This is a genomic window from Micromonospora sp. NPDC049114, from assembly GCF_040648635.1.
Lineage (GTDB): Bacteria > Actinomycetota > Actinomycetes > Mycobacteriales > Micromonosporaceae > Micromonospora.
In genome coordinates this window covers 60,591-75,161 of the sequence record NZ_JBEZEA010000017.1, presented here as the reverse complement: position 1 = coordinate 75,161, position 14,571 = coordinate 60,591, and the positions used below count along the sequence as shown (strand labels likewise).

12 protein-coding genes are annotated in these 14,571 nt (G+C 71.5%); 2 read left to right on the top strand and 10 right to left on the bottom strand.

Features of this window, described 5'->3' with window-relative positions:
• Positions 1-30: 30 nt before the first annotated feature.
• From AB0B39_RS30260 to AB0B39_RS30250, 3 genes are all read right to left on the bottom strand, one after another.
• On the bottom strand, positions 31-774 hold the full coding sequence (locus AB0B39_RS30260; protein WP_139586386.1) for an ABC transporter ATP-binding protein: 744 nt from the start codon (positions 772-774) through the stop codon (positions 31-33).
• 3 nt (positions 775-777) lie between these two features.
• Positions 778-1,977: a substrate-binding domain-containing protein gene (locus AB0B39_RS30255; RefSeq protein ID WP_234582424.1), complete on the bottom strand. Its 1,200-nt coding sequence runs from the start codon at positions 1,975-1,977 to the stop codon at positions 778-780.
• A gap of 468 nt (positions 1,978-2,445) precedes the next feature.
• Positions 2,446-3,558, bottom strand: a complete 1,113-nt coding sequence (locus AB0B39_RS30250; RefSeq protein ID WP_357494596.1) for a glycerophosphodiester phosphodiesterase — start codon at positions 3,556-3,558, stop codon at positions 2,446-2,448.
• Positions 3,559-3,700: 142 nt separating this feature from the next.
• Here AB0B39_RS30250 and AB0B39_RS30245 point away from each other — a divergent pair, with 142 nt between their 5' ends.
• Together AB0B39_RS30245 and AB0B39_RS30240 are read left to right on the top strand one after the other, a co-directional pair.
• Complete coding sequence (locus tag AB0B39_RS30245) at positions 3,701-5,035, top strand: potassium transporter TrkG (RefSeq protein ID WP_357576010.1); 1,335 nt, start codon at positions 3,701-3,703, stop codon at positions 5,033-5,035.
• 17 nt (positions 5,036-5,052) lie between these two features.
• Positions 5,053-5,721 carry a TrkA family potassium uptake protein gene (locus tag AB0B39_RS30240; RefSeq protein ID WP_357494600.1) on the top strand — a complete coding sequence of 223 codons (669 nt, stop codon included), beginning with the start codon at positions 5,053-5,055 and terminating at the stop codon, positions 5,719-5,721.
• A gap of 39 nt (positions 5,722-5,760) precedes the next feature.
• Here AB0B39_RS30240 and AB0B39_RS30235 read toward each other — a convergent pair whose 3' ends face one another.
• The 7 genes from AB0B39_RS30235 to AB0B39_RS30205 all read right to left on the bottom strand — a co-directional run bounded on the left by AB0B39_RS30235 (position 5,761) and on the right by AB0B39_RS30205 (position 14,504).
• The gene (locus AB0B39_RS30235) at positions 5,761-7,404 is read right to left on the bottom strand and encodes a serine/threonine-protein kinase (protein ID WP_357576009.1); all 1,644 of its coding nucleotides are present in this window, start codon (positions 7,402-7,404) and stop codon (positions 5,761-5,763) included.
• A 71-nt stretch (positions 7,405-7,475) separates the two neighbouring features.
• A complete protein-coding gene (locus AB0B39_RS30230) occupies positions 7,476-9,038 on the bottom strand; it encodes a fused MFS/spermidine synthase (protein ID WP_357576008.1) in 1,563 nt (520 codons plus the stop codon).
• Between the two features lie 36 nt (positions 9,039-9,074).
• Entirely contained in the window at positions 9,075-10,088 is a 1,014-nt protein-coding gene (locus tag AB0B39_RS30225; RefSeq protein ID WP_357576007.1) for a hypothetical protein, read from the bottom strand.
• Between the two features lie 190 nt (positions 10,089-10,278).
• Positions 10,279-11,088 (bottom strand): inositol monophosphatase, encoded by an 810-nt coding sequence (locus AB0B39_RS30220; RefSeq protein ID WP_357576006.1) that lies wholly within the window; start codon positions 11,086-11,088, stop codon positions 10,279-10,281.
• On the bottom strand, positions 11,081-11,533 hold the full coding sequence (locus AB0B39_RS30215) for a response regulator (RefSeq protein ID WP_234582416.1): 453 nt from the start codon (positions 11,531-11,533) through the stop codon (positions 11,081-11,083). Before AB0B39_RS30215 ends, AB0B39_RS30220 begins: the two co-directional genes overlap by 8 nt.
• Complete coding sequence (locus tag AB0B39_RS30210; protein ID WP_357576005.1) at positions 11,530-13,263, bottom strand: ATP-binding protein; 1,734 nt, start codon at positions 13,261-13,263, stop codon at positions 11,530-11,532. The genes AB0B39_RS30215 and AB0B39_RS30210 overlap by 4 nt, the downstream gene beginning before the upstream one ends.
• Positions 13,260-14,504, bottom strand: coding sequence for a fused response regulator/phosphatase (locus AB0B39_RS30205; RefSeq protein WP_357576004.1), 1,245 nt, complete (start codon positions 14,502-14,504; stop codon positions 13,260-13,262). The genes AB0B39_RS30210 and AB0B39_RS30205 overlap by 4 nt, the downstream gene beginning before the upstream one ends.
• Between the last annotated feature and the right edge of the window lie 67 nt (positions 14,505-14,571).

The following is a 14,571-nucleotide window of genomic DNA, read 5'->3' as shown; positions in this document are numbered from 1 at the left end:
GGGCTCGCAAACCCGGCTCACTCCTCGCGCTCACAGCGACTCCCCCAGGTAGGCCTCTTGCACTGTGGGGTTCGCCATCACCGTCTCCGGGGTGTCGCAGGCCAGCAGCGCGCCGTGGTGCATGACGGCGATCCGGTCGGCCAGCTCCAGGATCACGTCCATGTGGTGTTCGACCATCAGCACCGCCCGACCGCTGTCCCCGGTCAACGACTTGATGACGGCGACCAGCTCGGGCACGTCCTCGGCGCTGACCCCGGCCATCGGCTCGTCGAGCAGCATCACCCGCGGTTCACCGGCGAGCAGCAGAGCGATCTCCAGCTTGCGCTTCTCGCCGTGCGCCAGGGTGCCGGCCAGCGCCGTACCCCGGTGGGCGAGGCCGACCCGGTCGAGCGCCGCGTCGGCGGCGGCGGCGACCTCCCGGTCGGCCGCCGCCCGCCGCCACAGCGCCATCGAGCCCCCGCGGTGCGCCTGCACGGCGAGCCGGACGTTCTCCCGCACGCTGAGCGAGCCGAAGACCGACGACGCCTGGAAGGTACGGCCCAAACCGAGGCGGGCCCGCCGGTGCGGCGCAAGCCCACCGATGTCCTGCCCGTCCAGGGTGATCCGACCCTCAGTGGCCCGGCGCAGGCCGGTGATCAGGTTGAACAGTGACGTCTTGCCGGCGCCGTTCGGCCCGATCACGCCCAGGAACTCCCCGGGCGCCAGGTCGAGGTAGACGCTGTCGACGATGGCGACCTCACCGATCCGCCAGGTCAGACCGCGGGTGGCGAGCATTTCTCAGCCCTTCATCGCCACGGCCGGCGGCGCGGTCTCGTCACCGGTGAGGCTCTTCTGCGCGGTCGCCGTGAAGGCGGTGCCGCTGCCGGTCAGCTTGGCCTGGAACATCGGCTGGAGCAGCGCGTGGTCGGCGGCCCGGATGGTCATCTTGCCCTTGACCCCGTCGAAGCTCCAGCCCTCCAGCGCGGTGACCATCTTGTCGACGTCGTCCCCACCCTCCTGCGCGGCGCGGACCACCATCTGGGCGGCGGCGAAGCCGTCCGGGTGGAACAGGTCGATGGTGCTGACCTTCGCCTTGAGGGCCTTGCTGGCCTCGGTGTCGGACGCACCGTCGAAGTAGTGCGACAGGAAGGAGATCTTCGCGCCGGCCGCGCCGAAGGTCGGCCAGGAGGCCCGGATGTCCAGCCCGGTGACGACAGTGGTGGAGGAGAGCACTCCCTGCTGGTCGAGCGTCTGCCACATGGCCGGTGCGGTCGTGCCGGCCCAGGCCACGAAGAGCAGGTCCGGCTTGGCGGCCTTGATCTGGCTGGCGAACGGCGTGAACTCGGTGGCGCTGGCCGGTGCCCGGACGCTGCTGACGGTGGCGCCCGCGCTACCGATGACCGCCTTGACGGCCGCCTCGTTGGCGTCGCCGAACGCGCCGTCCTGGGCGAAGACCACCACCTTCTTGCCGGCCGGGTCGCCGATGAACGACTTGGCGGTCACCACGTCCTGGTAGGACTGCCGGCCCGAACGGAACGTGTACTTGTTGGCCCCGGTCACCGCGTCGGTCGCGGCCGGGCCGGAGATGAAAAGAACCTTGTTCTGCGCCGCGATCGGCGCGACCTGAAGCGCCACACCGGACGCGGTCGAGCCGGCAATGATCTTCGTACCCTTGCCGATCAGGTCCTTCGCGGCGGAGACCGCCTTGGCCGGGTCACCGGCGTCGTCGACCTCGGTCAGCTCGATCTTCCGGTCACCCACCTTGCCGGTGCCCTTGGTGGCGAAGTCCAGCCCCGCCTTGAACCCCTCGACGTACTGCTTTCCGTAGCTGGCCAGGGCTCCCGACTGGGAGTACACCAGGCCGACCTTGACCGGGGCGGCGTTGTCGCCGCCGCCGGTGGCGGTGTCCTGCGGGCTACCGCAGGCCGTTGCGGCGAGCGCCGCAGCCATCATCGTGGCGGCGGAGAGGAACGCCCGCCGCGTGTGCCGGACCGTCATCGCGACTCCAGGTGAGGACAGGATGCTGTGTTGTCGGCTCACGCTAGAAGTGACGTCACCCACGGGCTATGTGGCGGAAACACACAAGTAACCGGAAGGGGGTGGCCCGGGGTTACAGCGGACCGCACTACCACCCTCCGCGCCGGCCTCCCGATGGCCGCAAGCGCCGCAGATGGATCGACGGGTGTGTCGCCCTGAGCCATCCGCCGTCAGCCGCAGGCCGTCGTGGTCCGCCGCCGACCCGCCGCCCCTCGATGGTCGAGCAGGCGAAGATCGTCGCAACTTCCCTGATGTTGCTGCCTCCGCCGGCCCCGAGACAGCAATTTCCCTGATGTTGCCGTCTCGTGCCGCGCTTCGCCCCGTCGAGATCGTGCTCGATCATGGATGTAGTGGCCTCCGGGGCGCGGCGAGGCCACTACTTCCTGGATCCAGCACGATCTTGCGGGTGGTCTCGCGGCTCGGACTGGGTCAGAGGCCGGCGCGGGCGGCGACGGCGGTGTCCGGGTGGTCGCTGAAGACGCCGTCCAGACCCAGGCCGAGGAAGAGTTCGTACTCGGACGTGATGTCGCCGCGCGCGTTCGGGTCGGTGCCGATCCGGAAGTCCACGGGGAGGAACTGGTTCTCCGCGCGGAACGTCCAGGCGTGCACGAGCAGCCGCTCGCGGTGCGCGTCGCGCACCACGTTCGTCGGGGCGAGCAGCTTGCCGGCGGCGTCGCGGGGCACGATCAGGTTCTTGTTCGCCCCGATGCCGTCGGCATAGCCGGCGATCCACTTCAGGCCGGCCGCCGTGGCGAGGTCCTGGTAGCTGCGGGTGTCGCCGGCGACGGTGAAGTCGTACGGGCGGCCTGTCGCGTCGAGCAGCTGGACGAGCTTCACGTCGGTCATCCGGCTCAGCCGGCGCAGGTTGGCCGTCTCGAACGACTGGATGAAGACCGGCGAGTTCTTCCGGTCCAGCTTGTTCCGCCGCAGCACCGCGAGCAGCGGCTCCTCCAGCGGCAGGCCGATCGACGTGAAGTAGCTCGGGTGCTTGGTCTCCGGGTAGATGCCGATGGTGCGGCCCCGTGCCCGCCCCTCGGTGCGAGCGAGGTCGATGACCTCCTGGAGGGTGGGCACCTCGAAGCGGCCGTCGAAGGCGGTGTTCGCCACGCGGACCTGCGGCAGCCGCTCCTTGGCCCGCAGCGTCTTGAGCTCGGCCAGGGTGAAGTCCTCGGTGAACCAGCCGGTCACGGCGACACCGTCGATGGTCTTCGTCGCCTTGCGGGCGGCGAACTCCGGGTGCGTCGACACGTCGGTGGTGCCGGAGATCTCGTTCTCGTGCCGGGCGACCAGGACACCGTCGGAGGTGGACACCAGGTCCGGCTCGACGTAGTCGGCGCCCATCCGGATCGCCAGCCGGTACGCCTCCAGGGTGTGCTCCGGCCGGTAGCCGCTGGCGCCCCGGTGACCGATGACGATCGGCCGGTCGGTGCCTCGAACGCGGTCCGCCCCGGTCGAGGGGTCGGCGGCGGCCATGGTGGGCACGGCCACGGCGGCGGCGAGCAGCGCGCCGGCCACGCCGAAGATCGAGAGGGTACGTCGCAACGCCGTCTCCTGTCATCGAGGGTTGTCGCAGACAGCAGACCGCCCGCGATTGACCGGGAGTTGGTCGATGACTGGCCGGCAGGTGAATCTCCGGAATGGGCGTTCCCACTCGGGCGGCCACCCGGAAAAGGAAGATTGTCTGGTGCGCCGGTTACTCCGCAACCCCGTGCGGCTGGTGCCGCTGGGGTTCCTGGTGCCGATCCTGCTCGGCACCGCGCTGCTGCTGACGCGCTGGTCGACCGTCCAGCACCAACGTCCGCCCCTGGTCACCGCCCTGTTCACCGCCACCTCGGCGGTGTCCGTCACCGGCATGGCCGTCACCGACACCCCCAACTACTGGTCCGGCGGGGGTCTGGTGGTGATCACCCTGCTCACCCAGCTCGGCGGCCTGGGCATCCTCACCGTCGCGGCGCTTGTCATCCTCGTCGTCTCGCGCCAGCTCGGGCTGCGCAACCGGCTGCTGGTGCAGGCCGAGACGGCGGAGTTCGGGGTCGGTGACGTGGCCCGGCTGCTGCGCCGGATCGCGGTGACCGTCTTCGCGTGTGAGGCGGTGATGACCGCGCTGGTCGCCGGCCGGCTCTGGTGGGCGTACGACTACACACCCGGTCGGGCCCTCTGGTCCGGCGTGTTCCATGCCATTCAGGCGTTCAACAACGGCGGATTCGCGCTCTACTCGGACGGGCTGCTGGCGTTCGACCGCGATCCGTGGGTGTCGCTGCCGCTGGCGTTCGGTGCCATCGTCGGCGGGCTCGGGTTCCCGGCCCTGTTCGAGGCCGTACGCGAGTGGCGCCGGCCGACGCGCTGGGCGGTGGCCACCAAGCTGACCATCTGGGGCAGCGTGGCACTGCTGCTGCTCGGCTTCGCCGGCCTGCTCGCCGCCGAGTGGACCAACGTCAGCACCATCGGCCTGTACGACGCCGAGGGCAAGGTGCTCGCGTCGTTCACCCAGATCGCGTTGAGCCGCACCGGTGGTTTCAGCGTGCTGAACATCCAGGACCTGCAGGAGGAGAGCTACCCGCTGCTGATCGTGTTGATGTTCATCGGCGGCGGTAGCGCCAGCACGGCCGGTGGCATCAAGGTGTCCACGTTCTTCCTGCTGGCGTTCACCATCTGGGCGGAGCTGCGCGGCGAGCCCGACGTGACGGTCGGGCACCGCCGGGTGGCCACCGCCAGCCAGCGGCAGGCCGTCACCGTGGCCCTGATCAGCGTCGCGCTGGTCACCGCCGGAACGATGCTGCTGTTGCTGCTCACCGAGGGCGTGCGGTTCATCGCCGCCCTGTTCGAGGTCACCTCCGCGTTCAGCACCACCGGGCTGACCATCGGCCTGGCCAGCGAGCTGCCGGCCAGCGGCCAGGTGGTGTTGACGGTGCTGATGTTCATCGGCCGAGTCGGGCCGCTCACCCTCGGGTCGGCGATCGCGCTGAACACCCGCCGCAGGCTCTACCGCTATCCCCAGGAACAACCAATTGTCGGCTGACGAGAAGGAGGGTCGAGGTGTCGGCGAGACGATCGGACGGCAGCGGCATCGTGGTGATCGGGCTGGGCCGGTTCGGGTGCCACCTGGCCGGCGCTCTCACCCGGATGGACCGTGAGGTGCTGGCCATCGACCGCGACCCGGATCAGGTGCAGCGCTTCTCGACCCAACTTGACCGGGTGGTCCAGGCGGACGCGACCGAGGAGGGCGCCCTGCGGCAGCTCGGCGTCACCAGCTTCGACCGGGCCGTGGTGGCCATCGGGGCCTCGGTGGAGGCGAGCGTGCTCACCGTGCTGGCGCTGGTCGAGCTGGGTCTGCCGCAGATCTGGGCCCGCGCCACCTCGCAGAAGCACGCCAAGATCCTGTCGTCGGTGGGCGCGCACCACGTGATCTTTCCGGAGGCCGAGACCGGGGACCGGGTGGCCCACCTGATCGTCAGCCGGCTGCTCGACTTCATCGAGTTCGACGACGACTTCGCGATCGCCACCGTCCGCGTGCCGCAGTCGCTGGCCGGTCGCACCCTGCTCGACCTGCGCCCGGAGGAGCGCTACGGGGTCCGGGTGATCGGCGCGAAGGTGCCGGGTGAACGCTTCCGGTACGCCTCGGACGACACCGAACTGCCGCAGGGCGGGGTGCTGGTCGTGGAGGGTGGGATCGACCAGGTGCAGCGGTTCGCGGGGCGACGCTGACGCCTCACCGCGGGTGACGAGCGTGCCCCTTAGGCACCTTCACCCTTTTCCCGGACCACCCGGCCCCTTCGCGGTCGCGGGCTTCGGCGGCTTCGCCTTCTCCTTCTCCGGTGCCTTCGGCGCCGGCGCCTTGGGAGCGACCTTCGTGGTGGTCTTCGTCGTCTTCCTGGTCGGCGCCTTCGTCGGGGCCGGCTTGGCCGGCGGGGCCGTGGACGGGGTCGTCCCGGCCACCCCGGAGACGCGGACGCCGCAGGTGGCGTCACCGAGCCGGAACTCCACCGGCAGCGGATTGGCCCCGCTGTACGTCCCGGCGAGGGTGAGCTTCTCGGCCGCGCCCGGCGCCAGAGTCGTCCGTTGTGCCGCGGGTCGGATCTGCACAGTGCCGCCCTGCTGCTGCACCGGGGCGGGCTCCGCCTTCGTCACCGTCTGCTGCCCGGGGAACGTGAAGTTCATCGTCCAGTCCCGCAGCTCGTGGTCACCGGTGTTGGTCAGGGTCAGCTCGGCGGTGAAGTCCTTGCCGGAGTCGGTGCGCAGCGCGTACGCCACCTCGCAGGGCGCCGGCTCGGGCAGGCCCATCCGCGCCTCGGTGGTGGGTCGGTCCTCGCCGCTGGCCGGGCTGCGGGAGGTGAACCCCCACATCGCCCCGGTGACCGCGATGAGCCCGACGGCTGCCACCCCGGCCTCCACCCGCCGCCGCCGGCTCACCCGTCGGTTGCGGCTGCGCCGGGTACGCGACAGCGGCAGCGCGTCCGTCTCGGCCGACCAGGGCAGGATCGTGGTGCCGGCGTTGGCCAGCGCGGCGGGATCCAGCGGACCACCGGCCGGTGACACCGGCACCGCCGCCAGCATGCCGGCCGCCTCGGCCAGGGTGCGGGCCAGCTCGGCGGTGCTCGGCCGGTCGGCGGGGCGCTTGGCCAGGCAGCGCCGCACCAGGTCGGTCACCGCGTCGGGCAGCCCGGGCACCGCCGGCATCGGGTCCGGGTCGCTGTACATGTGCGCACGCAGCATCTGCGTGGTCGTGTTCGCCTCCCACGGCAGCCGGCCGGTGAGCATCCGGTAGAGCAGCAGCCCCACGGCGTACACGTCGGTGGCCGGGGAGACCTGGCCGTTGTCCAGCCGCTCCGGCGCGAGGTAGGCGGGCGTGCCGAGGAGCGCGCCGTCCGGCCCCTTCTCACTCTCCCCGACCAGCGCGGAGATACCGAAGTCGACCACCTTCACCCCGGTCGAGGTGAGCATGACGTTGCCCGGGGTGACGTCGCGGTGCACGACCCCACGAGCGTGCGCGGTGGCCAGCGCCGAGCTGACCTCCGCGCCGATGGTCACCGCCTCCCGCCACGGCAGCCGCATCTCCCGACCCAGTCGGCCGGCCAGCGAACCGCCGTCGACAAGCTCCATCACCACGTACGGCACGGTGAGGCCGACCTGGTGGGACTCGCCGTAGTCGTACACGTTGGTGATGTTGGGGTGGCAGAGCCGCGCGGCGGCCTGCGCCTCGACGCGGATCCGGTGCCGGAAGGCCCGGTCGCTGGCCAGCCGCGAGGCCAGCACCTTCACCGCGACCTGGCGACCCAGCACCTCGTCGTAACCGCGCCAGACCACGGACATGCCGCCCGCGCCGAGCTGCTCGATGAGCCGGTACCGCTCATCGAGGAGTTGCGCACCGTTCCGGTCCCCACCGCCCATGGTGGCCGATGTTGCCCGCAGGAGAACGGGCTACACCTGAAGGATCGGAATCGGTCAGGAATATCACCCGTTCAGGCGGTCGCCAGCAGTTGGTCCACCGGGGCGTAGTCGTCGGTCAGCACCATCGCCTCGCCGACGAAATCCGTGAGGTCCGTGCCGGAGAGCAGGCTGACGCTCGGGTCGACCTCGTCGAGGCGGGCGCGGACGGCGGCCAGCGGCAGTGGCGCGTCGGAGCCGACGATGAGGAAGTTGCTGCCCCGCTCCTCGGCGAGCGCCTCCGGCGGGGCGATCAACGCGACGTGGGTGAACTCGGCGGCCACCGTGGCCAGTTCGGCGCGGATGAACCGCAGCGGCGGGTAGTCGATGACGTTCTGCACGTACACGCCGCCGGGGCGGGTCACCCGCCGGATCTCGGCGGCCATCTCCCGGGTCGACAGGTGCCAGGGCACCACCAGGTGGCCGAACGCGTCGCCGACGACCAGGTCGCGGCTGTCCGCCGGTTCGCCGGCGACAAGCATCCGGGCGTCGCCCACCACCGTCCGCAGGCCCGGCCCCGGGCGTACGCCCAGTTCCCGCTCGCCCAGCTCGACGAGCCCGCCGTCGATCTCGAACACCACGTTGTCGGTGCCCGGTCGGGTGGCGCTCAGGTACGTCGGCACGGTGAACCCGCCGCCGCCCAGGTGCAGCGCGTCCAACCGCTGCCCGGCCGGCGCGACCACGTCGGCGACCGAGCCGATCCACTTGGTGTACGCGTACTCCAGGTGCTTCGGGTCGGCCAGGTCGACGTACGAGTGCTGGGCCGAGTTGAGCAGCAGCGTCCGTCCGCTGGGCCGGTGCGGGTCCGTGGTGACCCGGGCGCAGTGGTACGCGGTCTCGATGTCGCACGGGTTCGGCGCGACGGTGGACAGCCCCGCCCCGAGCAGGCCGAGCACGGCCAGCGCGGCCCGGGTACGGGCCGGACCGGGCAGGTCGGTGCCCGCCTGCCGCCGCAGATACCACCCCAGGCCGATGCCGGCCAGCCCGAGCGCCACCGCCAACGACAGCAGGATGACAGTGCTGGGCAGGGCGGCGACCAGCACGAACCCGGTGAGCAGGGTGGCGGTGATGCCGCCCAGGGTGCCGATGCCGGAGAGCCGGCCGACCACCTGACCGGTACGACGCAGGTCGGCGAGTTGGAGCTTGACCACCAGCGGGGTGACCGCGGCCAACAGCGCCGCCGGCACGAACACGGCGAGCGCCACCAGCAGCAGGATGGCGCTGGCCGCCCCGCCCCGCAGGACCTCCCCGGCGTAGCGCACCACGGGCAGGGTCACGGCGGTGGCGATGCCGGCCAGCACCAGCGCGGGCGCCAGCAGTCCGCGCGGGTCACGCCGGTCGGCGAGCCAGCCGCCGGCCCACGCCCCGTACGCGATCGCGGCCAGCGCGATGCCGATGACCGAGCTGGTCACCTGGAGGGTCACCCCGACGTACGGGCCGACCAGTCGCAGCGCGACAGTCTCCAGCACCAGAACGGCGCCGCTTGCGAAGAAGACCAGGAAGGCGGCCAGGCCGCCCGGCAGCGCCCGGCCGGTGACCGGCACGGACGGGTCCGAGGAAACCGGCGTGGTCGCGACGTCGGACGATGGGGAGCTCATCGTCGCGATGGTACGCAGCGAAGCGGGCGTCCCGGGTCAGTACATCGAGAGATGAACATGGTTCGTGTGGCTGGCGGCCGGGCTGCCGCTACCGCTGTACGACCGCCACCCGGTGCCCGGATGCCAGATCTGCCGATACCAGATCACGTAGAGCACACCCAGTCGGTCGGCGTTGCGCACGTGCCAGGCGGCCAGGCTGTCCCCGTACGCCTTGTCGCCGCCTGTCGCGTTCTTGTCCTGGAAGCCGCCCGCGGCGGCCGAGAAGTCGCAGGCCCGCCCCTTCGGGTGTTCGCCGCCGCCGCCCTCACGCTTGCAGGAGACGTACCGCTTGTAGCCGGCGGCCTGGGTCTGCTTCAGGGCGTTGAGGGTGCGCGGGGTGATGCAACCCGAGGTCGTCGGGTCCTTCACCGAGCAGGACTCCGACGGCCAGGACCCGTCGGAGTTGCGCGGCGCGGGCTTCGCCGACGTGGAGCTGCCGCCGCTGAAACCGTTGCTGCTGCCCGAGCTGACCTCGGCGAGCGCCGTCTCGGCCTCCTTCTTCTTCTTCGCCATCACGGCGAGCTGCTTCTGCTGCTCGCGGACCTCGGTGTCGATGGCGATCTTGGCCTGCTGGGCCTGCTGCTTCGCCTCGGTGAGATCACGCAGCCGCTTGCTGTCCCGCTGGGCCATCAGGTCGAGGTCGGCGGCGCGTTGCAGGAACGCCTGCGGCGTGGCGGTGTTGAGCAGCATCGCCGTCGGGGTGAGCCGACCCGCCCGGTACGACTGCGCGGCCACCTCGCCGACCTGGGCGGTGAGCCCGACCAGCCGAACCTCGACGGCCTTCAGCTCGCCGGTCAACGCCGTCTGCCGGCGCTTGGAGTTGTCCAGCTTGGCCTTGGCCTCGATGTGGCCCTTGGCGGTCAGCTCCAGCGCGTCCTGCAACTTCTTGGTGCCGCCCTCACCGGGCTCCGCGTACGCGGGCAACCCGCCCGCGAGCACCAGCGCCACGGCGGCGAGCAGAGGGAGCAGTACGCGGCGAACGCGCCGCTGACTGAGCCTGGTCCTGGGCACGACAGCGTCCTTCCGTCGACCGCCGGCCCCCGGTGAACTCTGCGCGGCGGCGTCCCCGCCGGCGCCGGTCGGCGGCCTGCTGGCGGAGACCGCCGGTCACGATACCGGAACGCGCGCCGGTGACCAGCCCCGTGACCGCCCGCCGGCCCCAGTGTCGACGCAGCGTGCTGCCCTCGTAGCGCAGGGCGGATCAGGAGCCGAGCAGGGCGTCGTGCACCTCGGTCCAGACCTGTTCGTTGGCAGCGACGAGCAGCCCTCGGCCCTCGTCGGCCGGGTGGTAGTCGACGCCGTCGAACCGGCGGGCCACACCACCCGCGGCGCGGACCAGCAGGACGCCCGGCGCGTGGTCCCACGGCAGGGTGCGCCAGAAGAGGGTGAACTGCTGCTCGCCGGTGAGGATGTCCAGGTATTCCCGGCCGGCACAGTGCTGGCCGGGCAGCAGCTCGCCGAGCCGCCGACCGCCGGCGCGGACCCGGTCGCGGGCCTCCGCCGGCAGGAACCGCGTCATCGCCGCGCCGCGCAGCTCGCCCAGTGGCGGCACCGCGTCGGCGGCGTCGACCGGCTGGCCGTTGAGCAGGGTGCCCTCGTCGACCCGACCGGCGGCCAGCGTCCCGGCCAGCGGGTCGAGAATCCACCCGGCGGTCGGGCGGCCGTCGGTCAGCAGTGCCACCATCAGGGCGAACGGCCTGCGGCCGGCGGCGAAGTTGGCGGTGCCGTCGACCGGGTCGACCAGCCACACGTCCCCGCTGTCGCGCAGGTGCCGCAGCAGCCCCGGATCGTCGGCGACGCCCTCCTCACCCACGACAGTCGAGCCCGGCCGCAGCCTGCGCAACCCGGCGGAGATCAACTCTTCGGCGCGGCGGTCGGCGACGGTGACCACCTCGCCGGGCGCCTTCTCCGACACGTCGGCGTCGTCGAGCTTGCGGAACAGCGGCAGCACGACCTGGTCGGCGGCCTCCGCGAGCAGGTCACCGACGTCGTCGAGCAGGGTGTCAGCCACGAGGCGGCAGCTTGACCACGCTGACGAAGAACTCGTCGATCTGCCGGACCACGGAGATGAAGCGCTCGAAGTCCACCGGCTTGGTCACGTAGGCGTTGGCGTGCAGCTGGTAACTGCGCAGGATGTCCTCGTCGGCCTGGGAGGTGGTGAGCACGACCACCGGGATCCGGCGCAGCTCGTCGTCCTTCTTGATCTCCTCAAGCACCTCCCGGCCGTCGCGGCGGGGCAGGTTGAGGTCGAGCAGGATCAGGTCGGGCGCCACCGCGTCGGCGTACTGCCCCTCCCGGCGCAGGTAGGCGAGCGCCTCGGCGCCGTCGGAGACGACGGTCAGCCGGTTGCGCAGCTTGTGCTCCTCGAACGCCTCCTGGGTCATCAACACGTCACCCGGATCGTCCTCCACGAGCAGGACCTCGATCGGGCTCTTGCCATCCGCCGGCGCGGTCATCCCACCGTCTCCCTCATGTCACCCGTTCTACCGCTTTCCGGCGGCCCGTCGGCCCGGTCCGGCTGGTCCGCCCCGGCGGAATGCTCCGGCAGCGCGGACGACGCCTCGTCCGCGGGCGTCGTGCCCTCCGCCGTCGCCGGCTGCGGCTGCTCGGCGGGGTCGGCGGCGGCAGCCGCCTCCACGTCCTCGGGGCGTGCCGGGAGGGTGAACCGGATGGCAGTGCCCTCCGGTACGTCGGTGTCCACCCAGACCCGGCCGCCGTGATATTCCACGATCTTCTTGACGATCGCCAACCCGATGCCGGTGCCCGGGTACGCGTCCTTCGAGTGCAACCGCTGGAAGATCACGAAGATCTTGTCGGCGAACTCCGGCTCGATGCCGATGCCGTTGTCCTGGCAGCTGATCTCCCACTCGGCCCCGACCAGCCGAGCCGAGATGTGCACCTTCGCCGGCGCGTCGGGACGGCGGAACTTGATCGAGTTGCTGACCAGGTTGGCCAGCAGGTTGGTGAGCAGCGGCTCCTCGCCACGGATCACCGGCAGCTCGGTCCAGGTCAGCTCGGCGTCGGCGTACTGCCGGGCCGCCTCGGTCTGGCCGGCCACGTCGCCCATCACCTTGTTGAGGTCGACGTCGACGAAGCCTGTGGTGAGCCGGCCGATCCGGGAGAACGCGAGCAGGTCGTTGATCAGGCGCTGCATCCGCTGCGCGCCGTCCACCGCGAAGGCGATGTACTGGTCGGCCCGCTCGTCGAGCTGCCCGGCGTAGCGGCGCTGGAGCAGCTGGCAGAAGCTGGCCACCTTGCGCAGCGGCTCCTGCAGGTCGTGCGAGGCCACGTACGCGAACTGCTCCAGGTCACGGTTGGACCGGGTGAGCTCCTCGGCCTGCTTCTGGAGCTGGCTGTTGACCCACTCGATGCGCTCGCGGGCCTCGCGCACCTCGGCCAGGTCGGAGGCGATCTTCTGGCGCATCGCGTCCACGTCGTCGCCGAGCCGGATGAACTCCGGTGGGCCGACGGTGGCGATGCGGTGCTGGTAGTCACCCTCGGCGACCTCGCGGACCTGGGTGGCCAGCCCGGTCAGCGGCCGGATCACCATCCGGTCCAGCGAGAGCAGCAGCACCGCGCCGGCCACGACCACCACCAGGGCCGCGATGATCAGCAGGAGGACCAGCAGGTTGCTGCTGTTGCGGACGTTCGCGGCGGACTTCTCGCGGGCGGCCAGGATCTCCTCCTGGAGGTCGCCGACCGCCGAACGCACCTCGTCGAACCGCTGCCGTGCCTGCTCGGTGACCAACGCCTGGCCGGCGCGGGTGCCATCCTGTTCGGTAGTGGCGATGACCGGCTCGGCCACGCTCTCGCGCCACTGCTCGGCCGTCTCCTCGACGACCCGCAGCTCCTGGCCGATCTGCGGGTAGTCGTCGAGCAGCCCTCGCATCGCGGCGATGGTGGCCTTCTCCTGGTCGAGCCCCGCCTGGTACGGACCCAGGTCGGCCGGGTCACCGCTGACCGCGTACCCGCGAACCGCCGTCTCCTGGTCGAGCACCGCGTTCAGCAGTTCCTGCGACTGCACCCGCAGCGGGCCGGTCTGGTTCAGGATGGCGTCGATCTGGGTGCGGTTGCGGGCGGCCATCGCCGCCTCCGCGGTGGCCAGGCCGATCAGCAGCACGCCCACGATGGTGAGCAGCGTGATGACCCGGCGGCGCAGACTCCAGCCGCCGCTCACCGGCTTCACCGGCCACCACCCCGGCTGACCAGCAGCATGGCCACGTCGTCGGCGAGCGGGCCGCCGTTGATCTGCTCGGCCCGACCGACCAGCCAGGCCGGCAGCTCGGGCAGCGACACCTCCCGGTTGGCCGGCTCGTCGAGCAGCCCACTCAGGCCCGGCACGTCGAGCCGTTCGTTGCCGGCGCCCACCCGCCCCTCGATCAGGCCATCGGTGTACATCAACAGGGACCAGTCATCGGTGTCGAACTCCAGGTCGTAAGCGATCGGCCGGCGAGGTCGTACGCCCAGCAGCAGGCCGCCGGGCGCGGGCACCGGGACGACCCGGCCACCGGAGAGCAGCAGCGGCGGCGGATGCCCGGCGAGTCGGACGGTGGCCCGATTGGCGTCCAGGTCGAGTCGGGTGGTGGCCACCGTCGCGAAGATCTCCTGAAGTCGGCGCTCACTCATCAGCACCTGCTCCAGTGCGGGCAGCACCTCGTCGTCCGGCACCCCGGCGAGCACCAGGGCCCGCCACGCCACCCGCAGTTCCACACCGAGCGCGGCCTCGTCCACCCCGTGCCCGCAGACGTCCCCGACGATCAGGTCGAGACGGTCCGGACGGGTCTGCACCACGTCGAAGAAGTCCCCGCCGATCAGCGCGGCGTGCCGACCCGGCCGGTAGAAGGTGTGCACCGCCACCTGGTCGGTGGTCATCAGCGGTTGGGGCAGCAGGCCGCGTTCGAGTCGCGCCGACTCGGCCTGGCGCAACTCGACCTCACGGAGCCGGCGGGCGTTCACGTCGGCGCGCTTACGCTCGACCGCGTAACGCAGGGCCCGCGTCAGCAGCACCCCGTCGACCTGACCCTTGACCAGGTAGTCCTGTGCGCCCTCGGCGACCGCCACGATGCCCAGGTGCTCGTCCGAGCGGCCGGTCAGCACGCAGACGGCGGCCCCACTGGACATCTCCAGCACCTGGCGCAGCCCGTCGAGCCCCTGCGCGTCGGGCAGACCCAGGTCGAGCAGCACGCAGTCCACGCCGGTGATCCGCTGCCGCGCCTCGCTGAGGCTGGTCGCGACCACCAGGTCGATCATCGAGTTCGTCTCGGCGAGCAGCTCACCGACCAGGAAGGCGTCGCCTTCGTCGTCCTCCACCAGCAGCACCCGCAACCGCTCGCCGGGCGGCACGTTGCCGTGCCGCGACAGGCCACCGTGCGGGTACGGCACAACGGGGGACGCGGCCAGGCCGCCTCCCCGGTGCGGCCGGGTCACCGCCGCGAGACGCGGGAGTTCGCTGGTGATGTCGGGCTCCTTCCGAGTGCCCTGCTGATCCTGTATT

Bases quoted from the DNA above. Each gene is read 5' to 3' on its own strand.
- AB0B39_RS30230 (WP_357576008.1), bottom strand. From the start codon at position 9,038: ATGAGCTCCCCATCGTCCGACGTCGCGACCACGCCGGTTTCCTCGGAC.
- AB0B39_RS30260 (WP_139586386.1), bottom strand. From the start codon at position 774: ATGCTCGCCACCCGCGGTCTGACCTGGCGGATCGGTGAGGTCGCCATC.
- AB0B39_RS30215 (WP_234582416.1), bottom strand. From the start codon at position 11,533: ATGACCGCGCCGGCGGATGGCAAGAGCCCGATCGAGGTCCTGCTCGTG.
- AB0B39_RS30235 (WP_357576009.1), bottom strand. From the start codon at position 7,404: ATGGGCGGTGGGGACCGGAACGGTGCGCAACTCCTCGATGAGCGGTAC.
- AB0B39_RS30255 (WP_234582424.1), bottom strand. From the start codon at position 1,977: ATGACGGTCCGGCACACGCGGCGGGCGTTCCTCTCCGCCGCCACGATG.